Origin of the sequence: Thauera sp. K11 (assembly GCF_002354895.1) — a bacterium.
GTDB lineage: Bacteria > Pseudomonadota > Gammaproteobacteria > Burkholderiales > Rhodocyclaceae > Thauera > Thauera sinica.
In genome coordinates this window covers 69,299-87,590 of sequence record NZ_CP023439.1, presented here as the reverse complement: position 1 = coordinate 87,590, position 18,292 = coordinate 69,299, and the positions used below count along the sequence as shown (strand labels likewise).

The window sequence follows — 18,292 nt, the reverse complement described above, 5'->3', positions numbered from 1 at the left end:
CACGCGGGCTATCGGATCGATGCCGGCACGCGCCGGAGCTTCATGTCTCCATGCTAGATCAAACTTGCCCGCGGAGCCGCCTGACAGGGCAAGAAGCTGTGCCGGTGCGGTTAGTCGCTTGAAGTTTCTCCGCCCCGTTTTCCCCAATCCAACTAGGGGTGGGCACTGCGTCGGGGTAGTCCAGACATTCATCGCTTAGAAGCGCTAACAAAATGCCTGTTATGCCTTTCGCAATTGCCGCCAGCAGATGATGCAGCAGGCTATCTCGAGAAAGGCTTCGTGGATGATGGCCAGCCGCTCGAAACGGATGCGCAATCGCCGAAAGTTGTGCAGCCAACCCAAGGTGCGTTCCACAACCCAACGGGTCTTGCCCAGACCGCTGCCATGCGGCTGGCCCCGGCGGGCGATCTGGGTGGTGATGCCTGCAGCGTGGAGCGGTCGGCGGTACTTGTCGTGGTCGTAGCCGCGATCGGCCTGCACGAGTCGGGGTTTCGACAGCGGTCGGCCGCGCTTGCCACGGATCGGCGGGATCGCCTCGACCAAAGGGAGAAGCTGGGTGACGTCGTTGCGGTTGGCACCGGTGAGGATCACCGCCAGCGGGATGCCTTGCGCTTCGGTGATGAGATGGTGCTTGGAGCCTGGACGAGCGCGATCGGTGGGGTTCGGTCCTGTTTTTGACCGGCCCCCACAGCGCGTATGGACGAGGAATCGACGATGGCGCGAGACCAATCGAGGCGGCCGGCAGCGCGCAACCGTGCAAGCAGCACGTCGTGCAGGCGGTCCCACACGCCGGCCTCCTGCCACTTCCGTAGTCGTCGCCAGCAGCTCATCCCTGAGCCGCAGCCCATCTCCTTGGGGAGCATCTCCCAAGGAATGCCCGACTGCAGCACGAAGAGGATGCCGGTGAGCACCTTGCGGTCGTCCAGCGGCTTGCGTCCGGGATACCGTTCCCGGCGCGGCTTCGGTGGCGGCAACAGCGGCTCGATCAACGCCCACAATTCGTCATCCAGTATCGGTTTCGCCATCTCCTCTGCCTCGACAAACAAGGCAGAGGTTAACAAATGAAATCAAGGGTGAACAGCCCATTTCATCATTTTGTTAGAGCTTCTTAGATCTTGAAATTGAGAATATGACAAATAAAGCCGTCAAGTATGTTCATCTACTCTATTGAAAACTTAAACGGATTCCCAGCTTCGATAAACCGAAGTCGAGTTTCACGACTCAATGATCGGGGCACACCATTTTTTACCGAAAAGTATTTCATTGATAACCCGGTACTTTGTCCGGTTTTATCATCCAGAACGTAGCTGTTGCTCGGATAACTGATTGAGCCATCAGGCTCTTGCAGTACGGCCATACACGATGAATGCAGTCCAGGCAAATGAAGAAATTGGGTTTTATTCCTTGAACCAAGTGGATTAATGACCAAAAAGACTTCCGTATTTCTGAATCTTTCCGACCCCATGTAATACCCTTCAATGCAGATAATGTCCGGGCGGTTCTTATTCTTGCGGGCGATGTATGCGGAGACTCCGTAAAGCGGGGATTCTTCTGGGGGATTCTGTGCCCCGTCAAGAACTCGTGCATCTCGATAATAGAAACTTCGATCTTTGATCTGGAAGGCACCTTTGGTTTGGCTGACTGTGATCTTTATTTTTTTCGAGCCAAGATTCCCATTGTGATCTTTGCACATATCATCTTCGCCACATAGTCCATGCGCACTCTGAATGGAGTAGCCTTCGTTTGACTCTTTGAGCACTTTTCCAAGGAATATTCCATGCTGTTGCTGATAATAGTCTTCATAACTAGTAAACACCTTGCCAGCGTGTGCAGTTGATAACGAAAAAAAACCAAAGATAGCGAGCAGATATTTCACCGATACTCCTTTCCACCCGTAGCCTTCAGGTAATCTTCAGGGTGTTTCCAAAAAATGGTTTTTCCATGAGCAGACGTTGAAACCCAAACTGCGTCGTAACGACCGCGCTCTGCACCGTCCACATTTCTTCCTGTCTTCTTGTTCTTGATTATCCAGCGAACAATGATTTCGCTTCTTTTCTCTGGCACATCAAAGATATTGTGCGATGAATCTCCGTATTTAAAGCCGTCCCTTCGCTTAGGATGATTTACGTTATCGCTCCTGTTTTTATCGACTTTAAAGTCAAGACCATCCCAAAAAAGCGCACCATGTGATGGGTCACCCCCTTCGTTCTTTATTGCCTTTTCTGCCCAATTAACGGCCAGACTCATGCCGGCATCTTTTTTTATGTCGCTTTCTGATGCCTCGAATAATTCATTGAATCTGGCATTTTTCCCATTCCACGCATAGGCATAATTGGGGTCTGCAGCCTTTAATTCGGAAACGGTTTTCCCATTCCATGCACGGCATCGATTAGCTACGGCAAAAGCTATTCCACCAATTTCTTGTGAATCATTGTCCGTGGATGCTTCACCGTACGCTATTGAAGCGAGCAATCTAGTATCTGAATCGATAGTAGTGGTCATCGAACATCTCCGTCATGCCAAGCAATGAACGTCAGGTTTGGATGCTCCTTTAGTGAGAAAGACGATGTTTTCCCATTCGTTAACTTTTGACTTTCAGCAACAACACCATTTTCATTGACTAATTTATAGGCCATCCCGTTAATTGGCTGATTTGTCGTTGCATCGATAATTTCAAAGAAAATCTCATGTTCTCCACTCTCATGCCCTGCATAAGCCAGCCACTGCATGGCTCCAGCCATTCGAGCAATCTCATGTCCGTCAAAACCCATGCGGCTATTGTCAAATAATGCTTTCAGGCGTGGTGGCGTCGGGCATTTGCAGATGCACAAATCCCCATCTAAATTTGCCTGTCTGCCGTCGGGCGCAGTATGTGGGTGATAGGGCGGGACGCACTTGGTAACGCCCCAGCTCTTGCAGGCATTGCAATAAACGGGGTCGCCCTCGAAGCAACCGTGTTTCCCGTCATACGTTACAGGCCATTGCTGGGGTACGGGTTGAACTTTCCCGCCGGCGGGGGTTGTCGTATCCCCCTCGCGGATAAATGACCTCCAGTACATGATTACTCCCCTTGATGAACAGGCTTATGGAATCCTCGATCGATCCAGCCGATTGGCTTTCTTGGCACAAAGGGCTGACAGCATTTCGGTGAGCCAACCTTGACTTTATTCCAACGTCTTGAAATCGAGGTAGGAATAGTACGGCTCTTCATCGCTTTTATGCAATAACATTAATTACTGCGGGGACCTGAATATGCCTTTGAGTTGACGGCGTCGTGCTCCAGCTTGCGGGCATCAATCTCGTCTGCGGGCGGGAGCAGCAGGTCATTGACGGCTTCCAAGGAAGCCCGGCGATATCCGCCAACTGCTGACAATCCACACGCTGCAGCAGGCTCATCGGGAAGTCACTGTCACCCCTGAGAGCAATAGGGCTTTGAAGCAGGCTCCTTGGGGCTCTTGGTGAGCAAGGAGGTCCGCCGCTCCTTGCGTGGCCGGCCGCGGGCGCTAGCCTCCGTCCGGCGGAGCCGTTTCGGACAGGCCGCTGCGGCAGGCGTCGCGGTAGGCCGCCTTCAGCCCGTCTTCGTCGCGCCAGAAGAAGGCGCCTTCGAGATAGCGCGGCCACGGCTGCGGCCCTTGCGGCGGGCCAAGGAAGCGCGCGGCGGTGGCGGCCAGCAGGATGTCGTGGGTGACGAACACGTGCAGGCCCGGCACATCGACCGCGACCTGGAGCATGTGGCGCACCAGCTTGCGCGCGCCGGCGTCGGGGTGCTCGGTGCCCGGCAGCGGGTCGTCGCGGAAGGCGAGGTGTTCCATGATTCCGCGGCTGCCCATGGCCAGCCAGTTGCGGCCGGCGAGGCGGCGGTCGATGACGTAGGCGCCGGGGTCGCCCAGCATGCGGTCGGGCACGATCTGCAGCGCGGCGCCGGCGGCATCGCCGATCAGTCCGGCGGTCTGCACGCAGCGGCTGACCGGGCTGGTGCGCAGGGTGCGCACGCGCCCGTGCATCGCCGCGCCGAGGCTGCGCGCGAGCTGCACGCCGAGCGCGTTGAGCGGCAGTTCGTAGCCGACGTCGTCGCGCGGCAGTTCGTCGCGCACCGAGTGCCGCACCAGCAGCGCCACCGGCCGGTCGTCCGGCACGGCGGCGAGCCAGTGGAACATCGAGGGCGGGATGGCGTCCTGGACGGGGTCGTTCATTGCGCTGCGGCCTGCGGATCGACGAGGGCGAACGGTCGGCACGCCGTGCCGTCCGCCCGCAACGATACCGCAAGGCGCCCGCCGCCATCGACGGGGCAAGAGGCCCGGCGGCACGGGCTGCGCCGCCGGGGCCGGGCTTCGCGCGGAGGCGGCGCCGCGGATCAGAGCGCCATGATCACCGACTTGCTCTCGGTGTAGAGATCCAGCACCGCGCGCCCCATCTCGCGGCCGATGCCCGACTGCTTGTAGCCGCCGAAGGGCATGGCGTTGTCGAGGATGTTGTGGCAATTGACCCACACCGTGCCGGCCTTGATCCTGGGGATCAGCCGATGCACGCGCGACAGGTCGTTCGACCAGATGCTGGCCGCCAGCCCGTAGGGCGTGTCGTTGGCGCGGCGGGCGACCTCGTCCAGATCGTCGTACGGCATCGCCACCACCACCGGACCGAAGATCTCCTCGCGCACCACCTTCATGTCGTCGCGGGTATCGACCAGCACCGTGGGCTTGACGAAGTAGCCCGCCCCCTCGCCGGCTGCGCCGCCCGCCGCGGCGCGCGCGCCCTCGGCGAAGCCGCTCTGGATGTAGCCGAGCACGCGCTGCTGCTGCACTGCCGACACCAGCGGGCCGACCTGGGTATCCGGATCGATGCCCGGCCCCAGCTTCATCGCGGCGGCGATGCCCGACAGCCCTTCGACGACCTGCTCGAAGCGGCTCTTGTGCACGTAGAGGCGCGAGCCGGCGGTGCACACCTGGCCCTGGTTGAAGAAGATGGCCTGCGCCGCGCCGGCCGCGGCCATCGTGGGGTCGGCGTCGTCGAGCACGATCACCGGGCTCTTGCCGCCCAGTTCCAGCGACACGCGTGTCATGTTGTCGATGGCGGCCTTGCCGACGAGCTTGCCGATCTCGGTGGAGCCGGTGAAGGCGACCTTCTCGATGCCTTTGTGGCCGGCGAGCGCGGCGCCGGCGGTGTGGCCCAGGCCGGTGACGACGTTGAGCACGCCGGGCGGGTAGCCCGCCTGCAGCGCCAGTTCGGCGAAGCGCAGCGCGGTGAGCGGCGTTTCCTCGGCGGGCTTGAGCACCATGGTGCAGCCGCTCGCCAGCGCCGGGCCCACCTTCCACGCCGCCATCAGCAGCGGGAAGTTCCACGGGATGATGGCGCCGACCACGCCGACCGGCTCGCGGCGGGTGAAGCCGAACAGTTCGCGGTCGCGCATCAGCGGCACCGACACGTCCATCGTCGAGCCTTCGATCTTGGTCGCCCAGCCCGCCATGTAGCGCAGGAAGTCGACCACCAGCGCGACGTCGACGTGGCGCGCCATCATCACCGGCTTGCCGTTGTCGAGCGCTTCGATCTCGGCCAGTTCCTGGGCGTTGGCTTCGATGAGGTCGGCGAACTTGAGCAGCAGGCGTTCGCGGTCCACCGGCCGCATCCTGGGCCAGTCGCCCGATTCGAAGGCGCGCCGCGCGGCCTGCACGGCGCGGTCGATGTCGGCCGCGTCGCCCGCGGGCACGCTGGTGAAGGCGGTGCCGCTGGCCGGATCGACCACGGCGAGGGTTTCGCCGCTGACGGCGTCGGCCCATTCGGCGCCGATCAGCATGCGCCCGGGGCGGGCAAGGAATTCGCGCGTGGCCGCGCTGACGAGTTGGTCGGAATAGGGCGCCATGTGTGTCTCCTGTGGTGACTTCTTCGGTGAAAAAGGTTCAGCCGCCGTTGCCGATGAGGCCGGAGCGCGCCGCCGCCGCGGCCCGCGCGGCCTCGATCGCGGCGGCGTCGAGTTCGAGCTGGCCCGCCAGCCGCGCCAGCAGGCGGCTTTCCAGGCGCGCGAGGTCGCCGTCGGCATAGGCGACCTCCCACAGCATGGTGAGGATCTGCCGGCGCGCGCCGGCATCGAAGCCGACCCGCACCGCCTCGGTGAATTCCCAGTCGTCCAGCACTTCGGCATAGCGCTCCCCGGCGACGCGCACCAGTTCGAGCGCGAGCGCGTCGGGCAGGCCGAAGTGCTCGCGCAGCAGGCGCGTCACCGCGGCGTGTTCGTTCTCGGAGGCGCGGTGATCGACGTACATCGCTTCGAGCAGCAGCACGGCGACGGCGATCTGGCGGCGTTCGAAGGGGCCGCTCTCGCTCGCTTCGGCCTCGATGTCGCCGCGCAGCAGCGCGATCAGTCTTGTCAGCATGGGGGTCTCCGTCAGCGAGGGGGATCGAGGCGCTCGACGCCGAGCTGGCCGCCGACGACCACGCCGCCATCGGGCGCAAGCAGCACGGCGGCGAGGTTCTGGCGGTCGGCGCGGACTTCGGCGGCCAGCCGGTCGTGCCCGCCGCGCAGCACCGCGCCGCCGGCGCCGACCACCGTCAGACGGCCGTCGGCATCCGCCACCGCGCCGGTGAGCGACTGCCCGGTGCCGCTGTCGAGCGTGCGCCAGTGTCCGCCACCGTCGCGGCTGGCGAGCACGCGGCCGCTCATGCCCAGCAGCAGGATCTCGTCGCCCGCCGCCAGGCCGCTCCACAGCGAGCCCGAGGCGCCCGGCCTGAGCGTGGTCCAGGTATCGCCGCCATCGCCGGAGCGGAACGCGAGGCCGCTTTCGGCGGCGATGTAGAGCGCGCCGCCGGGCGCGGCGAAGAGGTGGTTGAGGTGCATGTCGGCATCCGCCCCGCTGCCCACCATCATCGGCGCCCAAGTGGCGCCGCCGTCGGCGGTGCGCCAGGCGCTGCCGTAGGCGCCGACGGCGTAGCCGCGCCCGGCGGATTCGAAGTACACCGACAGCAGCACCGGCTTGCCGTCCAGCACCTGCTGCAACGCCCAGGTGGCGCCGCCGTCGCGGCTGGCGAGCACGACGCCGCCGTGGCCCACCGCCCAGCCATTGCTGGCGTCGGCGAAATGCACCGCGGTGAGCAGCGTGCTCACCGGCACCGCCGCCTGCTGCCAGGTCCGCCCGCCGTCGGTGGAGCGGATCGCCGTGCCGTAGTCGCCCACCGCCACCAGGGCGTCGCCCGCCCGCGCCATGCCGGTCACCGGCACCCTGGCCGCCAGGCGCGCCGCCATCGCCGGCACCGGCGCGGTATCGGCCGCCTGCAGCGGCACGGCGGCGAGCGCGGCGGCGGCGAGGACCAGGCGCGGCATCGTTTTCTTCAGCATCGTCGCGCTCCCTGTCAGTGCGCCATCAGCGGCGCCCGCACCGGGCCGCGGCGCGGGATCAGCATGTCTATCGTCACCGCCAGCGCCGGCAGCAGGGTGATCGCCATGATCATGTTCATCATGAACATGAAGGTCAGCAGCATGCCCATGTCGGCCTGGAACTTGAGCGCGGAGAACGACCACGTCGCCACGCCGATCGACAGCGTCACCGCGGTGAACACCGTCGCCACGCCGACTTCGCGCAGCGCCTGCTTGAAGGCGGTGACGATGTCCTCGCCGTGCGCCATGTGCATCTGCAGGCGGTTGTAGATGTAGAAGGCATAGTCCACGCCGATGCCCACCGCCAGCACCATGACCGGCAGGGTCGCCACGGTGAGGCCGATGTCGAGCGACTTCATGAACCAGTAGCCGAGGAAGGTGGCCAGCGTCAGCGGCACGCAGCAGGCGATCATCGCGCGCCAGTCGCGGTACACCGCGAACACCAGCACGAGGATCGTGGCATAGACGTAGAGCATCATCGGCAGCTCGGAATGCTCGACCACCTCGTTGGTCGCCGCCTGCACGCCGGCGTTGCCGCTGGCCAGCCGCACGGTGACGCCGTCGAAGGGCCGGGTGTCGCGGAAATGCTTCGCCGCCGCCACCACGTCCTTGATCGTCGACGCCTTGTGGTCGGCGAGGTAGAGGTTCACCGGCAGCACGGTGCATTCGGCGTTGAACAGGCGCAGCCCCTCGGGGACCTGGCGCACCGCCTCGCCCAGCGTCAGTTCTTCCTGCGGCAGCGCGGCCCATTTCGGGTTGCCCTCGTTCACGCCCGAGGCGGCGAGCTTGGTGAGCGTGGGCAGCGACTGCGCCGACAGCACGCCGGGGACGTTGGCCAGATGCCAGGTGAGGCGGTCGACATGGCTCATGACGTCGTGGCGGAAGCAGCCCTCGGCCGGCGTCTCGGCCACCACGGTGAGCAGGTCCAGCCCCAGGCTGTAGCGCGCGACGACGGCCTCCACGTCCTGGTTGTAGCGCGAGTCGTCGTGCAGTTCGGGGGCGCCGGGCAGCACGTGGCCGACGTGGCGGCCCTGGCTCTGCCACACCGCCACCCCCAGCAGCACGACGCCGGCGAGCGTGCCGATGGCGGCGTTGCGCGGGTTGGCGATATGCACGCCGAGCCCGGCCATCAGGCGGTTGCGCATGCCCTCGACCTTGCTCGCGCGCAGCACGAACTTGTCGTCGAAGCGGAAGTAGCTCGCCAGCACCGGCAGCATGATGAGGTTGGTGACGATCTTGTAGGCCACCCCCACCGAGGCGGTGATCGCCAGCTCGCGGATCATCGGGATCGGCACCAGCACGAGGGTGGCGAAGCCGACGAAGGCGGTGATCAGCGCCAGCGTGCCCGGCACCAGCAGGCCGGTGAAGCTGCGGCTGGCAGCGGTGTAGCCGTCGGCGCCGTTGATGACCTCCTTGGCGATGTAGTTCACCTGCTGGATGCCGTGCGACACGCCGATCGCGAACACCAGGAAGGGCACCAGGATGGCGAGCGGGTCCAGGCCGAAGCCGAGCAGCGTGATGGTGCCGAACTGCCACACTACCGACACCAGCGAGCAGGCCAGCGGCAGGAAGGTGAGCACCCACGAGCGGGTGTACCAGTAGACGGCGGCGGCGGTCAGCAGGAAGGCGAGCGCGAAGAATTCGACGACGCCGGTGGCGCCTTCCGAGATGTCGCCCATCTGCTTGGCGAAGCCGATGATGCGGATGCGGATGTCGTCGTCGCCGAAGGCGGCGCGCACTTCCTTTTCGAGCCGCTGGCTGAATTCCGCGTAGTCGAGGCGCTCGCCGGTCTGCGGATCGGGGTCGGCCAGCTCCGCCACCACCATCGCCGAGGACGAATCGTTCGCCACCAGGCTGCCGATGAAGCCGCCGACGATGGTGCGCTCGCGGATCGCGGCGATGTTGTCCGGGGTGAGCGCCTTCACGGTGACGTCGCCGCCGATCACGTCCTCGGCCTTCATGCCCTCTTCGGTGATCTGCACCGCGCGGGTATTGGGCGTCCACAGCGAACTCACCGTGCGGCGGTCGATGCCCTTCATGAAGAACAGCGCCTGGGTGACGTCGTACAGCCGGGTGAGCGCCTTCTCGTTCCAGATGTCGCCGTGCGCCGCCTCGACGGTGACGATGATGCGGTTGGCGCCGAACAGCACATCGCGGTACTGGTTGAAGGTCTGGATGTATTCGTGGTCCTGCGGCAACTGCTTGTCGAAGCCGGCGCTCATGTGCAGGCGCGCGGCGAAGACCGCCATCGCCGCGGTGAAGGCCAGCAGCGCGAGCAGGATGGGCAGCCGGAACCGGAAGCAGACGCGCTGCAGGGCCAGCACGAGTTTCTCGATCATGTGGGGGATTCCAGGAGGCCGGGGCGGGCAGCGTCCGCCCCGGCAGGGCGCATCAGAACGAGTACGAAAGGCTGGCGGACACGAAGTCGCGGTCGCGCATCAGGTTGTTGGCGCCGCCGCCGGCGAACGTCACCCACTGCAGCGCGCCCTTCCAGCGGTCGCGGTAGTTGGCGAACAGCGACACCGTCAGCGCCTTGCGCCCTTCCACGAAGGGGATCGCGTTCGGGCTGGTGCCGGAGACGTCGTGGTACCAGTCGATCTGCGGCGTCAGCGTCACGCCGCTGCCGAAGGCGTTGGGGTAGTTCATGCCGATCTCGGCCACGTAGCCCCACGAGGTCTTGTCCGGCAGCGCATAGTTGGGCAGGAAGTATGGGATGCGGCCGCTGGTGTCGAGCCCCGGATAGTGGGTGACCGCCGCCTCGGCGAGGATGAAGCCGTCGCTGGCGCCGATCGCCTTGGCCAGCCCGCCGAGCGGATCGTTGTGCGAGAAGGTGTAGAAGCCGGTGAGGTGGAACTGGTACTTCTCTTCCTCGACGAAGCCCGGATGGCGGCCGACGTCGTAGACGCTGTTGCGGTCGAACGCGCCGGCGAGCGAACCGGAGGGCACCGTGGGATCGACGCCCACGCTGTCCTGCGGCCGGTACGACAGTTCGGCACCGACGGCGACGTTGGCGATCTTGGTGTTGGCCGAGATGGCGTACAGGTCCTTGTTCTCGCCGTAGGCGACGAAGTAGCCGGTGACCGCGCCGTCCGGCGAGCCGGTGAAGCCGAGGAAGGGCAGCTTGTCGTGGTAGCGCTGGTAGGTGAAGGCGAACTCGGTGTCGATGTCCTCGGCGTTGTAGCGCAGGTTCACCCCGTACTGGCCGGCCCGCCGCGGCTTTCTGGTGCCGAGGTAGGGCACGGCGATGCCGGCCGCTATCGCGTCGGCGTCCGACAACCCGGAGGCGTCGCCGCAGCGGCCGTTGGGCAGGCCGGCGCAGGCGCCGGGGCCGGCGACGTCCTCGATGATGCTGGTCGGCACGTAGGCCACCCGCCGCCCCTCGCCGAGCACGTCGGCGGTGGAGAAGAAGGTGCCCGCCGGGTCGAACTTGAAGCCGTTCCAGGCGAACTGGTAGTAGGCTTCGACGCCGAGGTTCTCGCTCAGGCCGAGCGAGCCGGACAGCATCGGCGCCGGGATGAAGATCTCCTTCAACTGCGTGCCGGGCACGTGGAACTTCTGCAGGTCGATGGCGTTGATCTGGTTCACGCCGCCGAGGATGAAGATGTCCTCGCCCCAGGAGATCACCTGGTTGCCGAGCTTGATCTTGCCGTTGCGCTCGCCGATGGAAAAGCTCTTCGCCACCCAGGCGTCGAGCAGCGTGACGTCGCCCGATGCCTCGTCGGCGACGCCGGTGCGGCGGGTGTCGTCGGCCTTGAAGTCGTGGAACCACGTCATGCGCACCAGCGAACTCCAGCCGCCGGGCAGCTTGAGCGAAAGGTCGTGCGTGCCCTTGAGCACCGCCGACACGATGTCGCCCTTCTTGTAGTTGAGGCTGCCGTCGTCGAAGTTGGTGAAGTTGAAGTCGGCGTTGGCGTAGCCGCCGGCGCCCTGCCTGGCCTGCAGCTCGTTGTTGGTGCCGTTGTTGCAGCCGCCGCTGTCGTTGCCGATGGACTGGCAGCCCGGCGACTGGGTACGGCCGATCAGGCCGAACGAGAGGGTGCTGTCGAAGCTGCCCGACAGCCCTTCTTCGGAGCCGAAGCGGAAGGCGTGGCTGGCCGGCGCCCACAGCGCGGCGGCGACGGCCAGGGCCAGCGCGGCAGGCGCCACGGCGCGCGCCGCCCGACGATGCGCGATCGTCTGAGTCTTCATGGGGAAATCTCCTGGATGCGGTCGGGTCGGGATCAGCGCTCGCCGCGGCGGCGCATCTCGTCCTGGCTGAAGGTGGCGGCGGTCACGCGGCCTTCCTTGGCGGCGGTGAGATCGATCACCTCGCCTTCGGCCGTCCAGTTGTCGGTCACGTAGCGGCGGGCGACGAGGTCGTACATCTGCGTCTCGTACGCCATGCAGGCGCCGACGTCGGGGGCGGCCCACAGGCTGCCCTCCTGCACGCGCCACAGGTTGCCCTTGGCGTCGTACATGTCGACCTGCAGCAGCGCCCAGGAGTCCTCGTCGAAGTGGAACACCCGCTTGGCGAAGGAATGGCGCTTGTCGCCCTTGACCGTGGCCTCCACCACCCACACGCGGTGCAGCTCGTAGCGCAGGTAGTCGCGGTTCACGTAGTCGGGGCCGAGCATGTCCTTGAACTTGTTGTTCTTGTCGATCAGCCTGTAGGAGTTGTAGGGGACGAACATCTCCTTCTTGCCGGCCAGCTTGTAGTCGTAGCGGTCGAGCGCGCCGGTGAACATGTTGATCTGGTCGACGAAGTAGAGGTTGTCGAAGCCGGCGATCGGGTTGTCGTAGGCGAAGGTGGGCGAGCGGCGCACGCGGCGCTGGCCGGGGAAGTAGATCCAGGCGTCCTGCGGCTTGTCGATGAAGGCGTGGATCAGGTAGCCCTCGCCGGCGCGCGAGGCGGGCGACAGCACGTCGAACAGCAGCTTGGATTCGACGCCGCCGACGTCCGCCGGCCCGGCGACCTTGGGATCGTTGAACGGATACAGCTCGTAGGCCCACTGCTTGTTCTCGACGTAGGAGCCGTCCTTGTCTGGCATCAGCGCCGAGATCTGCGCGCGCCGGCCCAGGCCGGTGTAGCGCAGCTTGTAGTTCCACATCGCCTCGGCGCCGCTCTTCGGGAAAGGGAAGGGAGTGCCGCCGCCCACCACCGCTTCGAGCTGCCAGCCGTCGGCGCCGAGCTTCGCGGCGGCGGCGTTCTTCTTCGTCTGCGCGGCGACGAAATCCGGCACCGGGCAACTGCGCCGGGTCGGATACACGTCCATGCGGTAGCCCTTGTAGGTCTTGAGCAGGGCGAGCTGGCCGGCCGACAGCTTGTCGGCGTACTTGTCGGCGTTGCCGGCATCGATGGCGAACAGCGGCTTGTCGTCCTTGTAGGGGTCGAGCCTGCCCGGCTTCCAGCCCGCGGGCACCTGGTTCAGCCCGCCGCTCCATGCCGGGATGCTGCCGTCGGCATTCTTGCCGGCCTCGGCGCCGATGGGGGTGAGCGTCTTGCCGAGGCCGGCGATCTCGGCCTCGGTCGCGGCGGCGCCCGCCGGCGGACTCGCCAGCAGGGCGGCGAGCGCCGTGCACAGCAGGCCGGGACGCAGGGATTTCGTTGTCGTTTTGCGCATCTGGGTGTCCTCGTCGGAAGAAAGGGATTGCTGCGGAATTGCGGGACCGGCCGCCTGGCGGCCGGGCGCCTCACGTTCAGTCGATGCGTATGCCCTGCGCGGCGAGTTGCTCGACGATGCCGCGGCGCACCGCGGACACGTTCGCCAGCTTCTTGCTGCGCAGTCCGGTGACTTCGGCCTCGGTGTAGGGGACGAAGCCGGCCGGCACGGTGTCGGCGGAGAAGGACGCCGCCATCCAGTTCAGCATCCGCGCGATGTCGCCGTTCGACAGCGGCGAATTCGAGGTGCCGGGCACCTGCACGAGGAATGCCCTGCCCTCGGGCAGCCTGAGGAAGTGGCCGAGCTGGCCGCGCATCGTCGGCACCCCGCCCGACCGGGCGCCGCTGCCGTCGGCCTGGTGGCAGCCGGCGCAGTTCAGGATGTACTGGTAGCGGGCCTTGCCGGCGTCGTCGGCGACGGCCGGCGCGCCCGCGCCGGCCGCGGCGAGGAAGGCCGCGGCGAGCGCGGCGGCCTTCCCGCCCCGCCCGATCCGGCCCGGCGTGCGCATGCCGTCCATCGCCGCCTCCTCAACCCTGCGGCTGCGCCAGGCCGACCACCGTGGCCATGGTGCAGTGGAACATCGTCGAGTCGTTGGCCATGCACCAGTTGATGTCGTTGTGCAGGCCCATGCGGTAGCCCGGCATCTCGCGCTCGTTGGTGTTGCAGAAGCAGCGCCCGCAGGCCGTCTTGCCGCAGCAGTCGTTGTAGCTGATGAGATAGTCCTTGCCGTCCTCCGGGTTGTGGCAGGTGCCGATCCACGACACCTTGGACGCCTCCGTGCCCGGCGGGCAGCTCGTCGCAGTGCCGCCGCAGCAGTTGCACAGGTAGCCGTCCTGCGCGCAGTAGCGCCAGTACTCGCAGTCCTGCTCGGTCGGGGCCTTGCCGCCGGCCTTCTTCATCGCCGCGCCGGCGGCCTGGGCGGTGCGGTCGAAGGGCAGCACCGGCAGCACGAAGGCCGAGCCCACCAGCAGCTTGCCGATGCCGATCAGCGCGCTGCGCCGCGACGCGCGCTGCGCCACCTTGCGCGTCCTGCGCTCGAAGAATTCATCCAGCCATTTCATCGTCGTTCTCCTGTGTTCCGGATCAGGCGCGGCCGGGCTGTTCGAGATAGTCCTGCACCGATGCCACGCCCAGCTCCTTGGCAGTGAAGAGGCTTTCGAGCTGCTCGCGGGAATTGACCAGCCCCTTGGCGGCGACCCGCCCCTGCTCGTCGATCAGCACCGCGTAGGGCAGCTTGGCCACGCGCCAGGCGATGCCCAGTTCGCGCGACAGCACGTAGGGGAAGCCGGAGAGGCCGGCCTTGTCGTAGAAGGCGAGGTGCTCGGGCTGCTCGCCGTCGGAGGTCAGCACGATGCGCAGCCAGTCGCGTTCGGACTGGTTGGCCGAGCGCAGGATGGGCAGCAGCTTCTTGCACACCGGGCAGGTGGGCGACAGGAAGAACAGCAGCGTGCTCTTTTGCGCCGGCAGGCCCAGCGAGACGCGATCGCGGCCGGCGACGAGCTGCGGCAGGTCGAACACCGGCGCCGCCTCGCCGACCTGCGGGCCGGTGTCGAGCATGAGGGCGCCCATCGGCGCGACGCGCTCGTACAGCACGCCGATCTGGCGCGCGAGGGCGAAGATTCCGGCCAGCGCGGCGAGCACCGCGATCCACAGCAGGACGTTGGAGACGATCAGGGCTTGGTTCATGATCCGTTCCTCATTTGGGCGAGATGGGGATGGTTGGCGAGCAACTGGTTGGCTGCCGCATGGAGGGCGAGCAGCATCAGCGTGCCGCCGGCCACCGAGAGGTAGTCGATCCAGACCAGGCTGCGCTCGGCGCCGGCCTGCGCACCGGCGCCGAGCAGCGCGAGCAGCACCGCGTTGCGCACGACGAGCGCCCACGACAGGCGGGTGTGGCCTTCGGCGCCGCCGCAGCCGCAGTCGATGCCGGTGCGGCCGCGGGCGACGTTGATCGCCACCGCCAGCGTCGCCGCGCCCAGCACCAGCGCGCCCACGGCGAGGCCGGCGGCGCGCGTGCCGTCGAACAGCAGGGCGGTGCCGGCAATGGCTTCGAGCACCGGGAACACGCGGGCGAACGCGGGCACCAGCGCTTCGGGCAGCAGCCGGTACAGCTCCACCGAGGCTTCGAACACCGCCACGTCGCGCAGCTTCTGCCACGCGCCCAGCAGCAGGATCACCGCCAGCGCCGCGCCGCAGGCGCGCGCCAGCACGGGGTCGAGTGCGAGGGCGTCCATCAGTGCAGCTCCATCAGCGAAGGCGTTTCGCCCACGCCGTCCATGCGTCCGGCGGGCTTGAGCGCGGCCGCCGCGTCGTACACGGCGAGGCCGCCCTTCACGCCGTCGTAGGCGAACAGGCGCGGCCTGTCGCCCTGGCTGACGGCCAGCGCGATGGCGTTGCTGCCCGGCGCACGGGCGATGCGCTTCCTGGTCTTGAGATCGAAGCTCCAGATCTCCTTGGCCGGGGACTTGTGGCTGCCGGCCTTCGCGCCGTCGTGCATGCCGACGAAGACGCGGCCGCTGGCCTTGTGCTGGGCGAGCAACTGGTAGCCGCCGGGACGCCAGCCGGCCTTGCGCTCGCGCTCGGTGAGCAGCGGCCACTTCGGCTCGAAGCTCGCCACCTCGCCGCCGACGTGGGCGGTGTAGAGGTCGCCGCCGTAGGACACGAAGCGGTAGGTGTCGCCGTCCTGCTCGCCGTGGATGAAGATGGGGTCGGCATCCGGGTCGAAGAACGCGGCGCTCTTGCGCTGCGCGACCTCCCGGCCCTCGCCGTCGTGGGTGACGGTGAGCATCGTGCCGTCGCCGCAGATGGTGGAGAAGCGGTCCGACGCGCTCTGCGGCGGCAGCAGGATCCAGCAGCCGGGGATGTCCACCTGCGAGGCGACCTTCCTCGCCTTCAGGTCGATCACCGTCACCGACACCGCGGGCGTGGCGTTGAGCACGTAGAGCCAGCGGCCGTCGGCCGAGGGCGGATGGTGCCCTTGTAGTGCAGCGCCTGGGCATGGATCGGCGGGATGATGATCTCGCCGGTCTTCACCAGCGTCTGCGCGTCGTGGATGTCCACCGTGTCGGTGCGCACCCCCGACGACAGGCGCGAGTAGTAGGTGGTGGCGACGTAGATCTCCCTGCGGTCCGGCGACAGGATCGCCTGCCCCGCGTAGCCGGTCGCCACCATGCCGAGGTAGCGCAGGCCGTCGCCGTCGATGACGTGCAGCCGGCCATCGACGATGTGGCCGATGGCGACGTCCGACAGGAAGATGCGATAGGGGTTGGGAGGCGGCATCTCGGCCACCTTGGGAATCTCGACCTGCAGCTCGGCCCGTGCCGACACCCCGGTGAGGGCGATCAGCAAGGCTGCGGCGCAGGTTCGCAGGGCGCGGTGTCGAACCACGGCAAACCTCCTTGTTGCCCGCCGCGCGGCCGTGGCGGTCTGCCCGGCCTCGCGGCGGAATCCTCGGAACCCGTCCGCCCGGCAGGGCGGCGGATGCACTCGTTGTCCGCGCCGGATTTGATGCACGTCAAAACGGCGGGTGGAACGGATTCTGGGATGGAGAATTCCGATGCCGTTATCCGAAATCGGCAACGGCGCGGCGCACGGCGAAACCGCGCCCGACTGCACCAAAGTGATACTGCGCCGCACCATTCCGATACAGGACCCGGCAGCGCGGACCGCTCCGCGGCATCTGCACGAAAGCCCTTGTCGCCGGGGCAAATTCAGGTTTAGCCTGAAAAAAAGAAACACTTACATAACGACAAGCAACCGATTTCCGGTCAGGAGACAGACGGAAATGAACAATCGAGCCACTGCGCTTCCCGGCTGCGGGAAAGCGCGGTTTTCGCGTGCGCGCGGCCAGGCCCCGCATGCCCTGCGCAACCGCCCGATCCACGCCCGGCGGAAACGGCCCGCCGCCCTTCCCCGCCGTGCCGCAAGGCTGCCCGCGCACCTCTGCCGCCGCGGGCACGGCATTTGCTGCCGCCTCTCCGACACGACCCGCTCCGGAGAAGCGCTGCCATGACCGCGACGACGGCATCCCACGACCAGGCTTACACCGCCGTTGCGCGCGACACCCGCGACGCGGACGACCATGCGTCCTGCCTGCAGCACTGGAAGCAGCGCTACGACCAGCTCACCGCCGGGGCCTTCTGCGGCAGCTTCGAGGAGTACTGGTTCGACAACGTGCAGGTCTTCCGCGAGCGCACGAACCAGTCGGTACGCGAAGTCGGCCAGGCATGGGAGGGGTCCCGCACCTTCGGCGTGCCGGTCGAGGTGGACGGCAAGGGCTGGTACTGCGGCGAGATCGTCGACGCCGACTCCGTCATCACCCTCAGGGGCGGGCAGGAACTCGATTTCCGCACGCCGCGCGTGCATGACGTCCTCGCGGTGACGGCCGACGCGCAGGCGCTCAACACCTATGCGCTGCAGGTGGAACACCGCGACCTGGAGGCCGAACTCGCCACCTGTCGGGTGACGCCTTCCACCCCGGCGCAGGCGGAGAACCTGCGCAGCTTCCTGGGCACGGTCATCGCCAGCCTGCGGGCGACGCCGGAGATGCTGCGCCATGCGCAGATGCGCAAGGCGCTGGAGCAGGCGATCTTCGGCAGCCTGATCGCCGTCGCCGGCAACCAGTCCGAGAACCGCCCCACCCCGTCGTGCAATGCGCGCCAACTGGTGGTGGAGCGCGCCCGCGAATACATGCAGGCCCACATCGAGGAACCGATCACCGTCGCCGACCTGTGCGCCGAACTGCGCGTGTCGCGGCGCACGCTGCAGTACAGCTTCCAGGACGTGCTCAATCTGAACCCGGTGAGCTTCCTGCGCGCGATGCGCCTGAACGGCGTGCGCCGCGCCCTCAAGCGCGCCGACCCGGCGGCCGGCACCGTCGCCGACATCGCCGCGCGCTGGGGCTTCTGGCATCTGTCGCACTTCGCCGCGGACTACAGGGCGATGTTCGGCGAACTGCCTTCCGAGACCCTGCGCAGCGCGATGCTGCATCGCTGCTAGGCGGAAAGGCGGCGGCGCGGTCTTGCCCGGCCGCACCACCGCGGGGCGGCCGGCCGGCGCCTGCCTTCATTGCGGACGCCGGCCGGCAGGCGGCCTATCCGAAATCGGCAAGCGCCTGCCCCTTGCAGGCCGGGCACGGGGCCTTGCCGCCGCCGCGGCGCGGCGAAAATCCTGGTCCGGAAGAGGAGTCCGTCGGTGGAAATCCAGCGGCGGGGAGATGCTTTCACATTGCAACAGTTTCTTATTGCAACTTAATTGACGCATCGCTATAGTTGCGCCTGTCTCCTCC

The 18,292-nt window shown here is 66.4% G+C and carries 17 protein-coding genes and 1 pseudogene; 1 reads left to right on the top strand and 17 read right to left on the bottom strand.

From position 1 onward, the window contains the following. Positions 1-219: 219 nt before the first annotated feature. The 17 genes and pseudogenes from CCZ27_RS00435 to CCZ27_RS24505 all read right to left on the bottom strand — a co-directional run bounded on the left by CCZ27_RS00435 (position 220) and on the right by CCZ27_RS24505 (position 16,392). A pseudogene (locus CCZ27_RS00435) lies at positions 220-1,025 on the bottom strand (IS5 family transposase). A 134-nt stretch (positions 1,026-1,159) separates the two neighbouring features. Further along, a complete protein-coding gene (locus CCZ27_RS23200; protein ID WP_157748391.1) occupies positions 1,160-1,876 on the bottom strand; it encodes a hypothetical protein in 717 nt (238 codons plus the stop codon). Next, complete coding sequence (locus CCZ27_RS00430; RefSeq protein ID WP_096444867.1) at positions 1,873-2,502, bottom strand: hypothetical protein; 630 nt, start codon at positions 2,500-2,502, stop codon at positions 1,873-1,875. The genes CCZ27_RS23200 and CCZ27_RS00430 overlap by 4 nt, the downstream gene beginning before the upstream one ends. Then, a complete protein-coding gene (locus tag CCZ27_RS23195) occupies positions 2,499-2,771 on the bottom strand; it encodes a hypothetical protein (RefSeq protein WP_157748390.1) in 273 nt (90 codons plus the stop codon). The genes CCZ27_RS00430 and CCZ27_RS23195 overlap by 4 nt, the downstream gene beginning before the upstream one ends. 732 nt (positions 2,772-3,503) lie before the next feature. Next, positions 3,504-4,193 (bottom strand): histidine phosphatase family protein, encoded by a 690-nt coding sequence (locus CCZ27_RS00420; RefSeq protein ID WP_096444866.1) that lies wholly within the window; start codon positions 4,191-4,193, stop codon positions 3,504-3,506. 161 nt (positions 4,194-4,354) lie between these two features. Continuing rightward, positions 4,355-5,857 (bottom strand): aldehyde dehydrogenase family protein, encoded by a 1,503-nt coding sequence (locus tag CCZ27_RS00415; RefSeq protein WP_096444865.1) that lies wholly within the window; start codon positions 5,855-5,857, stop codon positions 4,355-4,357. Positions 5,858-5,894: 37 nt separating this feature from the next. Continuing rightward, positions 5,895-6,368, bottom strand: coding sequence for a tellurite resistance TerB family protein (locus CCZ27_RS00410; RefSeq protein ID WP_096444864.1), 474 nt, complete (start codon positions 6,366-6,368; stop codon positions 5,895-5,897). A gap of 11 nt (positions 6,369-6,379) precedes the next feature. Then, entirely contained in the window at positions 6,380-7,327 is a 948-nt protein-coding gene (locus CCZ27_RS00405; RefSeq protein WP_096444863.1) for a WD40/YVTN/BNR-like repeat-containing protein, read from the bottom strand. Between the two features lie 14 nt (positions 7,328-7,341). Beyond that, positions 7,342-9,705 (bottom strand): efflux RND transporter permease subunit, encoded by a 2,364-nt coding sequence (locus CCZ27_RS00400; RefSeq protein ID WP_096444862.1) that lies wholly within the window; start codon positions 9,703-9,705, stop codon positions 7,342-7,344. Between the two features lie 52 nt (positions 9,706-9,757). Continuing rightward, positions 9,758-11,554 (bottom strand): DUF1302 domain-containing protein, encoded by a 1,797-nt coding sequence (locus CCZ27_RS00395; protein WP_096444861.1) that lies wholly within the window; start codon positions 11,552-11,554, stop codon positions 9,758-9,760. A 32-nt stretch (positions 11,555-11,586) separates the two neighbouring features. Next, positions 11,587-12,966, bottom strand: a complete 1,380-nt coding sequence (locus tag CCZ27_RS00390) for a DUF1329 domain-containing protein (protein ID WP_096444860.1) — start codon at positions 12,964-12,966, stop codon at positions 11,587-11,589. A gap of 76 nt (positions 12,967-13,042) precedes the next feature. After that, entirely contained in the window at positions 13,043-13,522 is a 480-nt protein-coding gene (locus CCZ27_RS00385) for a c-type cytochrome (RefSeq protein ID WP_096444859.1), read from the bottom strand. A gap of 10 nt (positions 13,523-13,532) precedes the next feature. Continuing rightward, positions 13,533-14,066, bottom strand: coding sequence for a methylamine dehydrogenase light chain (locus CCZ27_RS00380; RefSeq protein WP_096444858.1), 534 nt, complete (start codon positions 14,064-14,066; stop codon positions 13,533-13,535). A 22-nt stretch (positions 14,067-14,088) separates the two neighbouring features. Next, entirely contained in the window at positions 14,089-14,691 is a 603-nt protein-coding gene (mauD, locus tag CCZ27_RS00375) for a methylamine dehydrogenase accessory protein MauD (protein ID WP_096444857.1), read from the bottom strand. Continuing rightward, positions 14,688-15,239: a MauE/DoxX family redox-associated membrane protein gene (locus CCZ27_RS00370; protein WP_096444856.1), complete on the bottom strand. Its 552-nt coding sequence runs from the start codon at positions 15,237-15,239 to the stop codon at positions 14,688-14,690. The genes mauD and CCZ27_RS00370 overlap by 4 nt, the downstream gene beginning before the upstream one ends. Continuing rightward, the gene (locus CCZ27_RS23880) at positions 15,239-15,943 is read right to left on the bottom strand and encodes an amine dehydrogenase large subunit (protein WP_198363232.1); all 705 of its coding nucleotides are present in this window, start codon (positions 15,941-15,943) and stop codon (positions 15,239-15,241) included. The genes CCZ27_RS00370 and CCZ27_RS23880 overlap by 1 nt, the downstream gene beginning before the upstream one ends. After that, a complete protein-coding gene (locus tag CCZ27_RS24505; protein ID WP_198363231.1) occupies positions 15,913-16,392 on the bottom strand; it encodes an amine dehydrogenase large subunit in 480 nt (159 codons plus the stop codon). The genes CCZ27_RS23880 and CCZ27_RS24505 overlap by 31 nt, the downstream gene beginning before the upstream one ends. Before the next feature lie 621 nt (positions 16,393-17,013). Between CCZ27_RS24505 and CCZ27_RS00360 the strand changes: the two genes are divergently transcribed. Next, the gene (locus tag CCZ27_RS00360; RefSeq protein ID WP_096444855.1) at positions 17,014-18,003 is read left to right on the top strand and encodes a helix-turn-helix domain-containing protein; all 990 of its coding nucleotides are present in this window, start codon (positions 17,014-17,016) and stop codon (positions 18,001-18,003) included. The last annotated feature ends 289 nt before the right edge of the window (positions 18,004-18,292 follow it).